This is a genomic window from Clostridia bacterium, from assembly GCA_034926675.1.
GTDB lineage: Bacteria > Bacillota > DTU025 > DTU025 > DTU025 > JAYFQW01.
The window spans coordinates 1-16842 of the sequence record JAYFQW010000090.1 but is presented as its reverse complement, the minus strand read 5'-3'; the positions used below and the strand labels follow the sequence as shown (position 1 = coordinate 16842).

15 protein-coding genes are annotated in these 16842 nt (G+C 59.3%); all 15 read left to right on the top strand.

The window, feature by feature from the left end; translation table 11 throughout:
• Positions 1-14 precede the first annotated feature (14 nt).
• Positions 15-950, top strand: a complete 936-nt coding sequence (locus VB144_15620) for a restriction endonuclease subunit S (protein ID MEA4885056.1) — start codon at positions 15-17, stop codon at positions 948-950.
• The gene (locus VB144_15615) at positions 947-1981 is read left to right on the top strand and encodes a virulence RhuM family protein (GenBank protein MEA4885055.1); all 1035 of its coding nucleotides are present in this window, start codon (positions 947-949) and stop codon (positions 1979-1981) included. The genes VB144_15620 and VB144_15615 overlap by 4 nt, the downstream gene beginning before the upstream one ends.
• Before the next feature lie 241 nt (positions 1982-2222).
• A complete protein-coding gene (locus VB144_15610) occupies positions 2223-2780 on the top strand; it encodes an exonuclease domain-containing protein (protein MEA4885054.1) in 558 nt (185 codons plus the stop codon).
• A gap of 1298 nt (positions 2781-4078) precedes the next feature.
• Positions 4079-4930 carry a sulfide/dihydroorotate dehydrogenase-like FAD/NAD-binding protein gene (locus VB144_15605; protein MEA4885053.1) on the top strand — a complete coding sequence of 284 codons (852 nt, stop codon included), beginning with the start codon at positions 4079-4081 and terminating at the stop codon, positions 4928-4930.
• Positions 4931-4944: 14 nt separating this feature from the next.
• Positions 4945-6441: an FAD-dependent oxidoreductase gene (locus tag VB144_15600; protein MEA4885052.1), complete on the top strand. Its 1497-nt coding sequence runs from the start codon at positions 4945-4947 to the stop codon at positions 6439-6441.
• A 20-nt stretch (positions 6442-6461) separates the two neighbouring features.
• Positions 6462-8132 (top strand): formate--tetrahydrofolate ligase, encoded by a 1671-nt coding sequence (locus VB144_15595; protein MEA4885051.1) that lies wholly within the window; start codon positions 6462-6464, stop codon positions 8130-8132.
• Between the two features lie 317 nt (positions 8133-8449).
• Complete coding sequence (locus tag VB144_15590) at positions 8450-8581, top strand: hypothetical protein (GenBank protein MEA4885050.1); 132 nt, start codon at positions 8450-8452, stop codon at positions 8579-8581.
• A gap of 123 nt (positions 8582-8704) precedes the next feature.
• Positions 8705-9067: a (2Fe-2S) ferredoxin domain-containing protein gene (locus VB144_15585; GenBank protein ID MEA4885049.1), complete on the top strand. Its 363-nt coding sequence runs from the start codon at positions 8705-8707 to the stop codon at positions 9065-9067.
• 121 nt (positions 9068-9188) lie between these two features.
• A complete protein-coding gene (gene nuoE / locus VB144_15580; protein ID MEA4885048.1) occupies positions 9189-9704 on the top strand; it encodes an NADH-quinone oxidoreductase subunit NuoE in 516 nt (171 codons plus the stop codon).
• 42 nt (positions 9705-9746) lie between these two features.
• Positions 9747-11354, top strand: coding sequence for an NADH-quinone oxidoreductase subunit NuoF (nuoF, locus tag VB144_15575; GenBank protein MEA4885047.1), 1608 nt, complete (start codon positions 9747-9749; stop codon positions 11352-11354).
• A gap of 15 nt (positions 11355-11369) precedes the next feature.
• Positions 11370-13106: an NADH-dependent [FeFe] hydrogenase, group A6 gene (locus VB144_15570; protein MEA4885046.1), complete on the top strand. Its 1737-nt coding sequence runs from the start codon at positions 11370-11372 to the stop codon at positions 13104-13106.
• A 304-nt stretch (positions 13107-13410) separates the two neighbouring features.
• Positions 13411-14751 (top strand): electron transport complex subunit RsxC, encoded by a 1341-nt coding sequence (gene rsxC, locus VB144_15565; GenBank protein MEA4885045.1) that lies wholly within the window; start codon positions 13411-13413, stop codon positions 14749-14751.
• Positions 14751-15728 (top strand): RnfABCDGE type electron transport complex subunit D, encoded by a 978-nt coding sequence (locus VB144_15560; protein MEA4885044.1) that lies wholly within the window; start codon positions 14751-14753, stop codon positions 15726-15728. Before rsxC ends, VB144_15560 begins: the two co-directional genes overlap by 1 nt.
• The gene (locus tag VB144_15555; protein MEA4885043.1) at positions 15721-16311 is read left to right on the top strand and encodes an RnfABCDGE type electron transport complex subunit G; all 591 of its coding nucleotides are present in this window, start codon (positions 15721-15723) and stop codon (positions 16309-16311) included. The genes VB144_15560 and VB144_15555 overlap by 8 nt, the downstream gene beginning before the upstream one ends.
• A partial coding sequence (locus tag VB144_15550; protein MEA4885042.1) for an electron transport complex subunit E occupies positions 16308-16842 on the top strand: 535 nt, incomplete at its 3' end. The genes VB144_15555 and VB144_15550, both read left to right, overlap by 4 nt.

The following is a 16842-nucleotide window of genomic DNA, read 5'->3' as shown; positions in this document are numbered from 1 at the left end:
TCAACATCGACAAGGTGAAGAGGCTTGGCGAAGGAACCACGTTTGCCGAGATCTCGAAGGCGGCTCTGTCGCGTGTTGAGCTCTCATTCCCCACCGCCATGGCTGAGCAGACTAGGATCGCCGAAATCCTCTCCACAGTGGACCAGGCAATCGAGCAGACCGAGGCCTTAATCGCCAAACAGCAGAGCATCAAGATCGGCCTGATTGAGGACCTCCTTACCCGTGGCATCGATGAGCAAGGTAATCTTCGCTCCGAAGAGACCCACCGGTTCAAGGACTCGCCCTTGGGGAGGATTCCGGTGGAGTGGGAAGTCAACAGCTTGGGAAGTATCCTTCGCCAGACTGGCGCTGTCCTACGCACGGGGCCGTTCGGCAGCCAGTTGCACGCACAGGAGTACGTGACTGAAGGGGTTCCCGTAGTCATGCCGCAGAACATTGTAGACGGAAAAGTGCAGCTCGAGATGATTGCGCGGGTAACAGAAGCGAAGGCACAATCAATGGCTCAGTACCGACTTCATGACAATGACATCGTGTTTTCCAGGCGTGGCGATTTGTCGCGGGCGACCGCTATAGGCGTGCATGGACGTGGCTGGCTCTGCGGAACTGGCTGCTTCATGCTAAGGGTTCCGGCAAGGCTGGTTGAATCCAGATGGCTTGCAGCTATGTACCGTTTTGGACTGGTGCAGCGGCAAGTTGCTGCCCGTGCAGTTGGTTCAACGATGCCCAGCCTGAACAGCACCGTGATGGGGAGCCTTCTGTTGCCTTTACCCGAGTACGAAGAACAGCAGGAGATCGCGAATCGAGCTAGTGCAGTTGAGTTAGCAGTAGAGAGCGAGTTTGCCCATTACCGCAAGCTTCGCTCCCTGAAGACCGGGCTCATGCAAGACCTGCTCACAGGCAGGGTTCGTGTCACCCCCTTGCTGAACGATACGGAGGTGATGGGTGAGTGAATCAGGGCACACAAGCACTGCCCCAACCGACTGAGATTCTGCTTTACCAGACGGAGGACGGTCAGACTCGGCTGGAGGTGTTCTTCGTCGGAGAAACCTGCTGGCTCTCGCTCAACCAACTGGCTGAGCTGTTTCAGCGCGACAAGTCGGTCATATCGAGGCACATCAAGAATCTGTTCGATGAGCGAGAACTAGTACGGGAGTCAGTTGTTGCAGAATCTGCAACAACTGCAGCCGACAACAAGACCTATCACGTCGACTATTACAACCTCGACGTGATCATCTCCGTAGGTTATCGAGTGAAGTCGCACCGCGGCACTCAGTTTCGCATATGGGCCACTGAACGCCTGCGTGAGTATATCGTCAAAGGTTTCGTCATGGATGACGACCGCCTGAAGCGAGCTGGCGGCGGCAACTACTTCGATGAACTGCTGGCGCGTATACGCGACATTCGGTCGTCTGAGAAGGTGTTTTGGCGTAAGGTGCTGGATATCTACGCTACCAGCATCGATTACGATTCCAGCACTGAAATGTCCCAGCGGCTTTTCGCCACGGTGCAGAACAAGATGCACTGGGCTGCCCACGGGCAGACGGCAGCGGAGGTTGTGTACCGTCGCGCTGACGCAACCAAAGAGAATATGGGGCTCACCAGCTGGAGTGGCGACATGCTCAGCAAGAGCGAAGCCGCTATTGCGAAAAACTTTCTCACATCAGAGGAACTCGACATCCTCAACCGCATTGTTGCGTCCTACCTGGAGTTCGCTGAGCTTCAGGCATTGGGGCGAAAGCCGATGTATATGAGCGATTGGATAGCCAAGCTCGACGGTTTCCTGAGGCTAAGCGGGCGAGAGCTGCTGGCCCATGCAGGATCAGTCTCACACGAGCAGGCGCTCGCAAAGGCCCAGCTTGAATATGAGAAACACCGCGCGTGGCGCATCAACCAGCCCTCGCCGGTGGAAGAGCACTTCGAGCAGGCCATCAAGCGACTGCCCCAATCAGTGACATCCGGCGACCGAGTACTAGAGCGATAATGTCGACGAATCCAGCAGTGACGATGAGCGCACTTACTTCTCTGGAACGATGTGAACGCCAGCTAGTCGTCCAGCGCATCCTCAATGGCTGCACATCGACGCCCGGTGTTCTTGCGCAGCATCACACATTGTGGTACCATTCAAGGCAGAAAACGGAAATGAGCCGCACGTGCTCTGCCTGGCTGGCGCCGCGTGGGTGCTGTATTCTACTACTGGAAGATACAGTGTGGAGGGCCTACCAGTGTCTACTGCATGTTTCCTTGACGTTGAGACTACCGGTCTATCACCCAGGACTGAGGAGATTGTGGAGCTCGCGATGGTGCTGTTCAAGTATGATCCGGCAACAGGCGCCATCCTCAGGACAATGAGCTCATACACTGGTCTTCGCGAGCCGCACGTTCCCATCACGCCCGGCGCTGCCCGCGTGCACGGGCTCACCCTCGAAACCCTTCGCGGCAAGGACCTGGATTTCACCTACGTCGCCGACCTGCTCGGCCAGAGCCAGCTTCTGATAGCGCACAACGCTTCGTTTGATCGCCCCTTCGTAACCAGGCTGTTCCCGCAGGCAGTCCACATCCCCTGGGCCTGTTCCTGCAAAGACATACCCTGGCGCGTCTACGGCCAGCCCTCGGCCCGGCTCGAAAGCCTTACCCGCTCATTTGGGATTCGCTCGTCCCAGCTGCACAGGGCTCTTGCCGATGTAGACGACGCCGTCGCACTCCTGGCCACGATTGGCCCCCACGGGAGGCCTTTCATGTTCGACCTTGTTCAGGCAGCAAGGAGAGACGGTCGTCTATGAATGTCATGTAGCTGGCGCTTCGTATCTACGGGGCGCGGTTCGGGTTGAGATGTAGGGCTGGCATGGCCAGCCCACCCGGCATGCTTCATACAGACGAGAACGCTGTCAAGCGCGCCCGCAGAGGTCAGAGGATGGATCGAATTCGTCTCTGAGCCTGAACTAATCGACCAAAGGCCACTGGAAGAATGCTGGTCCTTGAATTCCGTCCTGGGACGCGGATTCCTCACCCGTGATTGCCGCAGGCGTTGTTGCTAGGCCAGACGCGTGGGCAACGTTGCGCGACTGAGTACTGGAGCGATAATGTCGACGAAACCAGCAGTGAGACGAGCTCAATGTCGACGGAATCGACGTTGAGACGCCCGCAATGTCGATGAATCCAGCATTGAGACGCTCCGAACACCTGCTCCGACGAGATTGGCAGCACTGCTCGCGAGAGGGCAGGATCATGGCATAATGTGGCTTGGCCGACTCGCAGCTAGATGTGCTTTCGAGGATTACCCGGACGCGTCATGGAATCCGCATGAGCCTCGGCTGCGGGAGACAACCTGTCAATGTCGACGAATTGGACACTGACCGCCTGCAGAATGCGAACGGAGTGACCACGTCCCACTTTCCGGGTATTCGCGATCGGCCGAACCGAGCTACTGTCGCGAACCAGGCCCTGGGCCGGGCTTACCTCGATCCGACCTACAGCTACGCCAGGTGAGGTAGAAAGGCAGATACCAGTTCTCATGGAGAAACACCATTTGTGGATCAACTCTACCATGAGCACAGGAGACGTTCGACCAACCCGAGGTCAACCCCGAGGTCAACCCCGAGGCCAAACGGAGGCCGAGCCTCACAAACTCTAGCCTGCAGTAAACCAGGCCAATGTGGACGCCCAGCGAGTGGATTGCCAAGCCAATGGCTGGCTTAGGCAAGCATCGATCAACCATGGGCCTCGCGCCTGGTCCTCCAACAGGCGCCACAACAGCGCCTCAGCAGGAGCCTCAGCAGGCGCCCCGACGGGCGCCACAACAAGCGCTTCAATAGGGACTCCTCAGTTGACCCCCTGCGCCGATACCTATATGATTATTTACGGTGATCTACGGCTGGCCTTGCGCTCTGGTGATCGCGCCTGCGCCCTGGTCGCGCCCTGCGCGCGCGGGTCGGCTGTCGTGCATGAGTTGATACACCTGCACACGTTCGGACTGGGCGCGCCTTGTGTGCGCGGGGGTCGCCTGGTCGCCCGGTCGACCGCGCTTCTGGGCTGTCCTCACGCGTGTGGGGGGTGAACCGCAATCAATGGGGGTGACTGGATGTTCAGAATTGTTGATGCAAGCGTCCTTGCTCCTGGGGTGCATCGCTTCGAAGTGGAGGCTCCTCTTGTTGCTAAGCGGGCGCGTGCGGGCAACTTCGTGATCGTGCGTACGAACGCCACTGGAGAGAGGGTCCCGCTTACTATTGCCGGGAATGATCCCGACAAGGGCACGATCACCCTGGTTGTCCAGGAGGTCGGAAAGAGCACGCAGGAGATGGGCACGTTTGGCGTTGGCGATTCCTTCCTCGATGTCGTGGGTCCCCTCGGAACGGCCACCCACATCGCGAGGGTGGGCGCCGTAGTAGCGATCGCGGGAGGCATAGGGGTGGCGCCGATGCTCCCTGAGATCCGGGCGCACAAAGCCATCGGAAATCACGTCATCTCCATAGTTGGGGCTCGCACGAAGGATCTGCTGATCCTCACCGAGGAAGTGGAGAAGGCGAGCGACGAGGTGATATACGCCACTGACGATGGAAGCTTCGGCTACCACGGGTTCGTGAGTGGCGCTCTAGAGGCCCTGATACAGTCAGGGCGGGAGATAAACGAGGCGATCGCCATAGGGCCAGTGCGGATGATGCAGGCCGCAGTGAATGTCACCCGGAAGTACAACATACACACCTTGGTGAGCTTGAATGCGATCATGGTGGATGGCACTGGAATGTGCGGATGCTGCAGGGTCACAGTGGGCGGAGAGGTCAAGTTCTCCTGTGTCGACGGTCCGGAATTCGATGGACACAAGGTGGATTTCGACGAGCTCGTGGCGCGCCAAAGCTTCTTCTGCGCCAAGGAGAAGATCGCTAAGGACCACTACGAGGCGACTAGGGGTGAGTGCAAGTGCCACGGGAGATAGTCGAGAGAACAGAGATGCCCAAGCAGTCGCCCGAAGTTCGCCGAAGCAACTTCAAGGAGGTTGCGCTGGGGCTTGAGCCGGAGCAGGCAGTTCGCGAGGCCAAGAGATGCATTCAATGCAAGAATCGTCCATGCGTCGGAGGCTGCCCGGTGGAGATCCAGATACCGGATTTTGTCTCCCTCATCGCGGAAGGCAAGTTCGCTGAGGCGGAGGCAAAAATCAAAGAGAAGAACAGCCTCCCTGCCATATGTGGGCGCGTTTGCCCGCAGGAATCCCAATGTGAGAGCCTTTGCACCCTCGGAAAGAAGTTCAAGCCTGTGTCGATAGGGGCTCTGGAGCGGTTCGTCGCGGACTGGTCCCGTGAGCACAGGACGGACGAGCCTGACTGCGGTCACGATGCCGATGGGCCGGCCGCGACATCTGAGCTTCCGGCCGCGACATCTGAGCCTGCGGTCGCGACATCTGAGCTTCCGGCCGCGACATCTGAGCCTGCGGCCGCGGCGGTATCACCGGATGGCTTCGACCCTAGCAAGTGCAGGGTTGCTGTGGTGGGATCCGGTCCGGCGGGGCTCACGTGCGCCGCTGATCTCGCCATGATGGGCTACCGCGTCGATTTGTTCGAATCGCTTCACGATACCGGAGGAGTCTTGCGCTACGGCATTCCCGAGTTCAGGCTCCCCAAGGCGATAGTGGACAAGGAAGTCGAGTACGTCCGCACACTGGGCGTAAGGATCTTCCCCAACGTAGTGGTGGGATTGACGCTCGATCTCAACGAGATGCTGGAGTCGGGGGAATACCAAGCAGCCTTCATCGGCGCTGGCGCCGGCCTGCCATTCTTCCTCGGCATTCCAGGAGAGAACCTCAATGGCGTATACTCGGCGAATGAATTCCTAACTCGGGTGAACTTGATGAAGGCCTACAGGTTCCCCGAGTATGATACCCCCATCAACCTGGGCAAGCGCGTGGCAGTGGTGGGCGCGGGCAATGTGGCCATGGATTCGGCCCGAACATCTCTCCGCCTTGGAGCGGAGGACGTGAAGATCGTGTACCGGCGCTCTCGCACCGAAATGCCGGCTCGGCTGGAAGAGATCGAGAACGCCGAGGAGGAAGGCGTGGAGCTGATGCTTCTCACCAACCCTACTCGGATCATCTCCGACGGCCGTGGCGCCGTGAGCGGTATGGAGTGTGCCAGGATGGAACTCGGAGAGGAGGACGCGAGTGGGCGAAGGCGTCCGGTGGTCGTCCCTGGGTCCGAGTTTGTCATCGATGTAGACACGGTCATCGTAGCTGTCGGGCAGGGCCCGAACCCGCTGCTCATCCGGACTATGAAAGGCCTAACCCTCGACCGGAGAGGCAACATCAGCGCCAGCGACGAACATGGAGCGACCAGTATTCCCGGAGTATGGGCCGCGGGCGACATTGTGAGCGGCGCGGCCACAGTCATTTCCGCCATGGGTGGTGGAAAGCGTTCAGCTAGGGGCATCGATGCCTGGCTTAGGTCCAGGCACTAGGGTGGAGGTGCGGTTCCGAAATGCTGAGTGACATAGAGATAGCGCAGTCTACCAAACTCCGTCCCATCATCGACGTCGCGCGAGAGGTGGGACTCACTGAAGACGATATCGAGTTCTATGGCAAGTACAAGGCAAAGGCATCGCTCGGGGTTTTCAAGGCGCTGGCCGGCAGGCCCAACGGCAAGCTCATTTATACCACTGCTATTACGGCGACTCCCGCAGGAGAGGGCAAAACGTGCACTGCTGTTGGCATAACTCAGGCCCTGGGCAAGCTCGGCAAGAAGGCATTTCTCTGCCTGCGCGAGCCTTCGCTCGGCCCGACCTTCGGCGTTAAGGGCGGCGCTGCCGGTGGAGGCTATTCGCAGGTCCTTCCGATGGAAGATATCAACCTGCATTTCACCGGGGACATCCACGCAGTCACCACGGCTCACAACCTCCTCGCGGCACTGCTAGATAACCACATCCACCAGGGAAACGAACTCGGCATCGACCTGCACAGGATTGTGTGGCGCCGGGTAATGGACATGAACGAGCGTCAGCTCAGGAGCATCGTATGTGGGCTCGGCGGCTCGGCGAACGGGACTCCGCGTGAGTCAGGGTTCGACATCACCGTGGCTTCTGAGATCATGGCAGTCCTCTGCCTCGCTGCCGACATGGACGATCTCAAGGCGCGATTGGCCCGTCTCATCATTGCGTACACCCATGACGGTAGACCGGTAACTGCAGCGGACGTCAAGGCAGTCGGCGCGATGGCGGTTCTTCTGAAGGACGCGATCAAGCCTAACCTGGTTCAGACAGTCGAGGGCCAGCCCGCGTTCGTGCATGGCGGACCCTTCGCCAACATAGCCCATGGCAACAACTCGATCATCGCGACGCGCATGGCATTGAAGCTCGCCGACTATGTGGTGACGGAGGGCGGATTCGCTGCAGACCTCGGCGCTGAGAAGTTCTTCGATATCGTCTACAGGTTCACCGGGCTGAAGCCTGATGTGGCAGTGCTGGTGGCATCGGTGCGGGCTCTCAACATGCACGGCGGTGTGCCCAAGGCCAAGGTGGCTCTCGAGAACCTGCCTGCTCTCGAGGCTGGCTGCGCCAACCTGGATAAGCACATAGAGAACCTCAAGAAGTATGGCGTGCCGATCGTCGTGGCCATAAACAGGTTCCCAACCGATACTCAGGCAGAGCTGGATCTGGTCAAGAGCCATTGCGACGCCATGGGGGTCAGAAGCGCGCTGTCGGAGGTCGTGGCAAGAGGCGGCGAAGGCGGAATCGAGCTGGCCAAGGAGATCATCGATGCCCTCGAGCATGATGAGAACAACTTCCATCCCATATACGATCCGGAGCTGCCCATCAAGGCGAAGATCGAGATCATCGCCCGCGAGATCTACGGCGCCGATGGGGTTGTGTACACTGCGGGGGCAGACAAGAACATCTCGCACCTGACGAAGTTGGGTTTCGAGAAACTCCCGATATGCGTCGCCAAGACCCAACATTCCCTGTCGGACGATCCAGATCTTAAGGGGGCGCCGAAGGGCTGGAAGCTCACCGTGAGAGAGGTGCGCGTCTCGGCGGGCGCCGGGTTCCTAGTGGTCCTGACGGGAGAGGTAATGACCATGCCGGGCCTTCCCAAGATCCCTGCAGCTGCCAACGTCGACATAGATCACGACGGCAAGATTGTGGGGCTATTCTAGGTCTGCGGTAGCGTAACCTGCGCAACACCCGCGGAGGCTGCATGAAAAGCGGCCCCCGCGGGTTCTTCTTTGCTCCGATGCATGAACGTGGAAAAAGCGTCACGGATAGCACGAGCTTCATACTATATATCAGCCCGCGGGCGCGACCCGCGTACGGTAATCTTCTACGGGAGGAGCGATCGAGGTGGATGGCGTAGGGTTTGGTCCCTTCAGGGGCATGTTCTCCTGGAACCTAGCGTTGATCCTCTTGGGGATAATTGTAATCGCGGTGTTCTGGTTTCCCTGGTGACCCAGCTTGCTAGAAGGGGGATTCGCAGATGACAGTTGGTGACGTAGTGAAGGCTAACCCTGATCCGGGTTGCATCGGATTCGGGTCTGGCTCCTGGGGAATGCTCCTGATCCTGCTTGCGATAATCGTGCTGGCGGCATTCCTGCCCAGGTTCTGGTAACCAGCGCGCGCGACCACGCCTCCTGAGTCAACCGTGCCGACTGCGGCACGGTTGCTCATTGTACGCCTGATGCTATATACTGCTATTGTAGCCAAGACCATTCGCGAAGGAGTGTTATGGCGCATGAAGTCGCTGGAAGACCTGAAAAAGATCAAGGAGCGCGCCCAGGCCATGACGGAGCTGCGGGAGGGCAATGAAGACGTGAGGGTTGTGGTTGGAATGGGCACATGCGGGATAGCTGCTGGCGCCCGCGATACACTCACGGCCATCATGGATGAGATCGGTGTTCGAGGCCTTCGCCACGTCGTGGTCACGCAGACAGGGTGTGTGGGCATGTGTGAGCAGGAGCCGATCGTGGACATCATGAAGCAGGGTGAGCCGAAGGTTACATACGGACACGTCACACCTGAGAAGGCGCGAAAGATCATAGCAAGCCACGTTGTGAACGGGCAGGTTGTTGGAGACCTCGTGATATCCACCAAGTAGCCACCCGTGAGCTGAGGGTGCGCGGCGCGTCACGAGGCATTTTGTTTGGGCACTTTGTGAAATTGCACACAAACTCATCCGTTTGGCCCAAACCGATTTGGGCGGAAGGGAGGCACCCAGAATGGGAGGAGTGCACGTCTGTAGTGGAAAACCTGCTTCGGGCGACAGCTGCGCGTGCGACGACGTTTTCCTCGCTGCAGTGGAGAAGGCCGTTCTCCCCTATCGCGGACGGCCTGAGGACCTCGTCCTGGCCCTCCACGATGTGCAGGCTCTCCGCAACTACTTGCCCCGCGAGGCGCTCCGTGTGGTAGCGCGTGTCCTCGAGATTCCGGAAAGTCGAGTATTCGGAGTTGTAACGTTTTACTCAATGTTCTCAGATAAACCTAGAGGTCGTCACATTGTCCGGGTCTGCGAGTCGGCGCCGTGCTGCGTGATGGGCGCCAGAGAGGTCATCGATGCGCTTTTGGGCGAACTCGGGGTGGACATGGGAGGCACCACGCAGGATGGAAGGTTCACCGTGGAAACCACGTCATGCCTCGGGGTCTGCGGGGTCGCGCCTGCGCTGATGATCGACGATGCGGTATATGGGAACCTCGTCCCAGGAGACCTGCCGGCTATACTCAGGCGGTACGAATAGGCCCCCGCGTTGTTTGTGGATGGGCTATACGGAGGGATCCGAATGGAGTTCTACAGGGCTCATGTCCTAGTATGCGGCGGGTCTCCGTGCGTTGCCGCCGGATGTCGGGCGGTTCGCGACGAGATCATCAGGTCCGTCGCTGAAGCGGGGATCGCGCGCGAGGTTCGTGTGATCGAGACAGGATGCCTAGGCCCGTGCGATTCGGGGCCAGTGATGGTGGTGTACCCGGAGGGAACGGTATACTCGCATGTGACTGTTGGTGATGCACGTGAGATCGTCGATGAGCATCTTGTGAAAGGCCGTCCAGTGGACCGCCTTCGCCACAAAGGTGAGATCCCTGCGATCTCCAAGGATGCCGACCGACGATCTCACTACTTTGACATTCAGAAGCGTATCGTTCTAGCAAACGTAGGAATCATCGACCCGGATAGCATAGACGAGTACATAGCCCGCGATGGATACCTTGCCGCCGGCACTGCACTCACCCAGATGACGCCTGCCCAGGTCATAGAGACGCTGAAGAAGTCGGGCCTTCGCGGCAGGGGAGGGGCTGCGTTTCCAACAGGGCTCAAGCTTGAGTTCACGGCTCGCGCATCGGCTGATCAGAAGTACATCATATGCAATGCAGATGAGGGCGAGCCAGGCACGTTCAAGGATCGCCTCATCCTCGAAGGCGACCCCCACAGGGTGATCGAGGGGATGATCATCATGGGCTACGCAACCGGCGCAACCCGTGGCTTCATCTACATTCGCGGCGAGTACTACGCCTCAATCCAGCGCGTCGAGCGTGGGATTCAGCAAGCCAGGGAGATGGGGCTTCTAGGAAACGACATATTCGGTTCGGGGTTTGGCTTCGACATCGAAGTCAAGCAGGGAGCAGGCGCCTACGTATGCGGCGAGGAGACTGCTCTCATCGAATCGATGGAGGGAAAACGGGGCGAGCCAAGGGTCAAGCCGCCGTACCCAGGCACATCAGGGCTATGGGGGAAGCCCACGGTGGTGAACAACGTCGAGACCATCGCAAACATCGCTCCAATAGTCGCTAATGGCCCCGATTGGTTCCGACAATTCGGAACTGCCTCATCCCCGGGAACTAAAGTGTACACTCTCACTGGCAATGTGAACAACAAGGGCCTCATTGAGGTCCCTATGGGAATCACGCTGCGGCAGGTGATATACGAGGTAGGGGGCGGAATTCCGGGCGGCCGCCGCTTCAAGATGGCGCAGACTGGCGGGACCGCCGGAGGGTGCCTATCAGAGGCGCACCTCGACATTCCCATGGACTACGAAAGCCTGCAACAGGCGGGTTCCGCCCTAGGCTCGGGGGCGCTTCTGATCATCGACGACAGCCACTGTGTCGTGGATGTCGCAGCCACTCTGCTCCATTTCTTCGAGCACGAGTCGTGCGGGCAATGCACGCCGTGCCGCGAGGGAACCCACAGGCTATCGCAGATAGTTGGGAAGATACAGCATCTTCAGGCCAGCGAATCCGACATCAGGCTCGCAAGGGAGCTCGCAGGCATGATGAGATCATCGTCTCTCTGCGCACTCGGGCAGTCAGTCTCCGTGCCCCTGTTCACGATCTTCGATCACTTCTCCGACGAGATCCTTGCTCACCTTGAAGGGCGTTGCCCGGCGGGTGTCTGCTGAAAGGAGGTCCATGGCATGTCATTGGCGGACGTAACCTTGACAATCGACGGGAAGACTGTGAGCGCCCATGTGGGCACGACCATCCTTGAGGCAGCCCGTGCTGTTGGAATCAAGATCCCGACCCTCTGTTTCCATGAGGACCTTGGCCGCCCCGCAGTGTGCCGTGTGTGTGTTGTAGAAGTGGCAGGCCAGAAGACGTTCCAGCCTGCATGCGCCTATCCGGTGAGCAGCGGCATGGTGGTGAGGACCAACACCCCTGCGGTGCGCGAGGCGCGGCGCCTTGCGGTGGAGCTTCTCCTGGCGCACCATCCGGATGACTGCCTCTCCTGCGCCCGCAATCTGAATTGCGAACTCCAGAGCCTAGCATCTGACCTGGGAATTCGGGAGATCAGGTTCGAACGGATCACGCGAGGGCTTCCCGATGACACATCTACTCCATCGATAGTGCGCCACCCGGACAGGTGCATAAACTGCCGCAGATGCATTGAGGCATGCGACGACGTGCAGGGTGTGGCTGCGCTAGGCATGGTCAACCGCGGTTTCGACTCTGTGGTGATGCCTGCATACCAGGATGATCTGTCGGATGCCGTGTGTGCTTTGTGTGGGCAATGCACTCTGGCGTGCCCTGTCGGCGCGATAGTGGAACGAGACGATACCGATAGGGTATGGGCAGCCATTGCCGATCCGGATATCCACGTAGTGGTGCAGACCGCACCAGCGATCAGGGTGTCGCTCGGAGAGGAACTGGGGCTTCCTGCAGGATCAGTGGTCACAGGCAAGATGGTGGCGGCTCTGAGGCGCCTCGGCTTCGACCGGGTGTTCGACACTGACTTCACCGCTGATCTTACGATAATGGAGGAAGGCTACGAACTCCTCGATAGAATTGGCGCTGGAGATGCCCTGCCGCTCATCACCTCGTGCAGCCCGGGATGGATCAAGTTCATAGAGCATTTCTACCCTGAACTGCTTCCCCACGTGTCCACATGCAAGTCGCCCCAGCAGATGTTCGGGGCCCTGGCCAAGACCTACTATGCTGAGCATGCTGGAATCGACCCAGGCCGCATCTTCGTCGTATCGATTATGCCCTGCACGGCGAAGAAGTTCGAGTGCCAGCGCCCTGAGATGAGGGCGTCCGGGCGCCAGGATGTCGACGTGGTCCTAACAACACGCGAGCTAGGGCGCATGATCCGCATGGCTGGGATCGATATCGCTTCGCTGCCGGAGGAGGAGTTCGACGCACCCCTTGGGATATCCACTGGGGCGGGCGCCATATTCGGCGCGACGGGCGGGGTCATGGAAGCCGCCCTACGCACGGTGTATGAGACCATCACTGGCAGCACCCTGTCACGTGAGGCGCTGGAGTTCACAGGTGTGCGCGGGCTTTCCGGGGTGAAGGAGGCCACGGTGGATGTCGGCGGAACCCCTGTATCTGTTGCGGTGGGCCACGGACTGGCCAATGCAAGAAAGATCCTGGAGCGAATTGCGGCAGGCAGTGCTCCATGGCATTTCGTGGAGATCATGTGCTGCCCTGGGGGGTGCGTGGGCGGCGGGGGCCAGCCCATCGGCACTGTCATGAGCACTCGCGCCGAGAGGGGCCAGGCGCTGTACCAGGTGGACCGGGACATGCCAATCCGCACGTCCCACAGGAATCCTGCGGTGCTCGCGCTCTACCAGGACTTCCTCGGCCGACCTCTCTCGGACAGGGCGCATGAGCTGCTGCACACGCATTACACCCCGAGGAAGGAGCGGTAGCGGGATTGGCACTGGCGGCGCCGTGATGAAGATCGCGGCCATCAACTGAGTCTATCCTCTGTTGCTCTGTTCTGCTTTTCCGCGCTCCGGCAGGGCGTTCCCGGTCACGATGGGAGCGCCCTGCCAGTGTACTGTGTATTATGTATTCTTGCGCTCACCCTTCTCGTGGTGTACAATTAAGCAGGTTTTCGTGCCTGCCAGATTAGCAGCTGGTTAGGCAGTTCTCCAGTGTACCGCTGTTCTGCTGCCTAGTATCGCACTTGTGAACGCACACTGGAGGTTCGGTGGTAAAGGAGTGAGGCACATGCCCAAATGGTCGTTCCGAGGGGGAACGCATCCCCCGGAGAACAAGTCGAGCACGGCCGGGCTGCCGATTGTCCCAGCGAAACTGCCGTCTCGAATCGCAGTCCTGATTCATGCTAATTCCGGTTGTCTTCAGGCGCCCATTGTCGCCAAGGGAGACCAAGTGCAAAAAGGGCAGCTGCTGGCTAATCCAGGGGCTAAGCTGGCCGTTCCTGTCCACTCGCCTACTTCGGGCAAGGTTGTGGGAATCGGTCCGGTGCGAACCGCCTCTGGGGCCCTCGACCAGGCCATCTTCATCGAGCCGGATGGCGAAGATAGGCTCGCGGAAACGTGCGCGCCAGTGACAAACCTGGAGTCACTATCGAAGGAGCAGATCATTGGCATCATAATGGACGCTGGAATAGTCGGCATGGGCGGCGCAGAGTTTCCCACTCATGTGAAGCTGACTCTGCCTGCCAATGCAAAGGTTGACACTCTTCTGATAAACGGGGCCGAGTGCGAGCCGTACCTGACGGCTGACCATCGGCTGATGTTGGAGCGATCCGGCGATATCGTTCGCGGAGCGCAGATCCTCATGAAGGCGCTGGGCGTGACGCGCACGGTGATCGGCGTGGAAGACAACAAGCCTGATGCGATTGAGGCAATGACCAAGGCCGCATCAAAGGCGCCCGGAGTTGAAGTTGTGTCGTTGAGAACCAGATACCCTCAGGGTTCTGAGAAGCAGCTGATCAAGTCGACGCTTGGCCGAGACGTGCCGCCTGGCTGCCTTCCGTTCCATGTGGGTGTGGTCGTGAACAACGCCGCGACTGCGGTTTCCGTTGCCGATAGGTTTGATCGCGGTCTGCCGTTGATCGAGAGAGTGGTCACGATCACAGGCTCTGCGATTGCCCACCCTGCGAACCTTCTGGTCAAGATCGGGACCTCCGCAGGCGAACTCATCGAGCAGTGCGGGGGCTTTGTGGGTGAGCCCGCCAAGCTCATCTTCGGCGGACCGATGATGGGCATGGCAGTGTCGTCGCCTGATGTGCCCACTTCCAAGGGCTGCTCGGGGATCCTGGCCCTGAGTCGGGCGGAGGCGCGCGTGTACGAGCCCATGCCATGCATAAGGTGCGGGCGATGCATTGAAGCATGCCCCATGGGTCTTGAACCGGCAGTGCTTCATCAGTGGAGTGACTCTGGGATATGGGATCAGGCAGAAGCCTGCCACGCCATGGACTGCATTGAATGTGGTGTGTGCAGCTACGAGTGCCCGTCCCGCCGGAATCTGGTGCAGTCGATCAAGCGGGCGAAGTTCGAAATCGGCGTTCGCAGGCAGGCTGCCAAGGAACGGAGGGCGAAGTGATGGCAGACTCAATGCTGATCGTATCGCCTGCGCCGCACATCAGGGCGGGGCTCGATACTCCAACCATAATGCGGGATGTAGTCATTGCGCTCCTACCGGCGTCTGTCGCGGCTGTGCACTACTTTGGCTGGCAGGCAGCTCTCTCCATCGTATGCAGCATCGCAGCGGCAGTGGCTGCCGAGTTCATCCTAGAGAAGCTAACGCACAGGACCGTGACAATCGGTGATTGGAGCGCAGTAGTCACTGGGCTCCTCATCGCGATGGTCCTGCCTCCTCATGTGCCTGTATGGGTGCCGATACTCGCCGGGTTCTTTGGCATCGGCGTGGTAAAAGTCCTTTTCGGAGGGCTTGGCTACAACCTGTTCAATCCGGCGCTCATGGGGCGCGCTTTTGCAGTGGCTGCGTGGTCGGCGATGGCCACCACGGGTTATGTTTGGCCCGCCTCTGCCAACGGCGCCATCTGGGCCCGCGGTTTCGATGCCATGTCTACCGCTACTCCCCTTACACTGCTGAAGATGGGGGAGATCGGGGCTACATCCGCAAGCAAGCTGTATTTGCCGCTGTTCATGGGAAATGCAGCAGGTTCGCTCGGTGAGACCTCGGCCCTTGCACTGCTTATAGGCGCGGTTTACCTTCTATGGCGCGAGGAGATCTCCCTGAGGATCCCCATGTTCTACATCGCAACCGTGGCAGTCATAACCTCCCTCTATGGGCAGGATCCACTGTTTCACGTGCTGTCGGGCGGGCTCATCCTCGGAGCATTCTTCATGGCCACCGATTACGTCACATCTCCGCTCAATCCCAAGGGCCAGGCGATCTTCGGGATTGGCTGTGGTGTGCTAACAGCGCTCATCAGGCTCTTCGGCGGGTATCCAGAGGGCGTCGCCTACTCCATACTTATCATGAATGCTGCGGTGCCGCTCATCGACAGATTCGCGCGGCCGAGGCGTTTCGGGGAGGTGAAGGCACGTGCGTGACACTCTCAGACTAGGCCTGATCCTCATGCTGATCTGCGCAGTGTCCGGCGGCTCGCTAGCTTACGTGTATGGGATAACCAGCAAGATAATCGATGAGCGCAGAGCCAAGGAAATCGCGCAGTCGATGAAGACAGTCCTTCCATCAGCTGAAGATTTCGCTGAGCTTCCGGAGGTGGATCTTTCAGCTATCCGGGAGGATAAGAGCTTCGCTGATGTTGAAGCTGTGTACACCGGGTCGGTGGGCGGGTCAGTTGAAGGCATAGTCGCCAAGCTTGCTGCCTCCGGATACGGAGGCAAGATCACTCTTCTGGTTGGCGTGAAGGCTGACCGCTCGGTGAGCGGGCTTCAAGTGCTCAGCCACGGTGAAACGCCTGGCCTAGGCGCCAAGATCACCAATCTCGGCTTTCAGGAGCAGTTCATCGGCAAGGGGGCCTCTTCCGCTGCACTTGCCGTCAGCAAGGATGGCGGCGAAATCCAGGCCATATCCGGCGCCACGATTTCGTCGAGGGGAGTGGTTGCTGGCGTGAATACCGCCCGCAATCTCGTGTCAACCCTCGGCTTCGCTGGAGGTGCTGCAAGGTGAGTGTAAGTCCACTTCAGGCGTTCACCAACGGAATCTATAAGGAGAACCCCACGTTCAGGCTGCTCCTTGGCATGTGCCCCACGATGGCGGCGTCGATTGCCGTATCAAACGGAATCGGAATGGGAATCGCTGCCACATTCGTGCTGGTGGGATCGAACCTGATAATATCCCTCATCCGGAAGGCAATCCCGGATGAGATCCGAATCCCGTGCTTCATCGTGGTCATTGCCACATTTGTCACCATCGTGGATCTATCGATGGCAGCCTACCTGCCCGAACTCCACAAGGTGCTGGGTGTGTTTGTGCCGCTGATCGTCGTGAACTGCATCATCCTTGCAAGAGCCGAGGCATTTGCCTACAAGAACGGCCCCGCGGCCTCTCTCATGGACGGCCTCGGGATGGGGATTGGATTCACCCTGGCGCTTACTATCCTTGGAGTGATCCGTGAACCCCTCGGAACAGGAGTCCTACTTGCAGCGCCTGACCTTGGCTTTGCAGGGATCCGGCTCTTTGCCTCGGAGTATGGCGCGG

Coding starts and splice junctions, on each gene's coding strand:
- VB144_15605 (MEA4885053.1), top strand. CDS start 4,079: ATGTTCAGAATTGTTGATGCAAGCGTCCTTGCTCCTGGGGTGCATCGC.
- VB144_15600 (MEA4885052.1), top strand. CDS start 4,945: ATGCCCAAGCAGTCGCCCGAAGTTCGCCGAAGCAACTTCAAGGAGGTT.
- VB144_15595 (MEA4885051.1), top strand. CDS start 6,462: ATGCTGAGTGACATAGAGATAGCGCAGTCTACCAAACTCCGTCCCATC.
- VB144_15590 (MEA4885050.1), top strand. CDS start 8,450: ATGACAGTTGGTGACGTAGTGAAGGCTAACCCTGATCCGGGTTGCATC.
- VB144_15585 (MEA4885049.1), top strand. CDS start 8,705: ATGAAGTCGCTGGAAGACCTGAAAAAGATCAAGGAGCGCGCCCAGGCC.
- nuoE (MEA4885048.1), top strand. CDS start 9,189: ATGGGAGGAGTGCACGTCTGTAGTGGAAAACCTGCTTCGGGCGACAGC.
- nuoF (MEA4885047.1), top strand. CDS start 9,747: ATGGAGTTCTACAGGGCTCATGTCCTAGTATGCGGCGGGTCTCCGTGC.
- VB144_15570 (MEA4885046.1), top strand. CDS start 11,370: ATGTCATTGGCGGACGTAACCTTGACAATCGACGGGAAGACTGTGAGC.
- rsxC (MEA4885045.1), top strand. CDS start 13,411: ATGCCCAAATGGTCGTTCCGAGGGGGAACGCATCCCCCGGAGAACAAG.
- VB144_15560 (MEA4885044.1), top strand. CDS start 14,751: ATGGCAGACTCAATGCTGATCGTATCGCCTGCGCCGCACATCAGGGCG.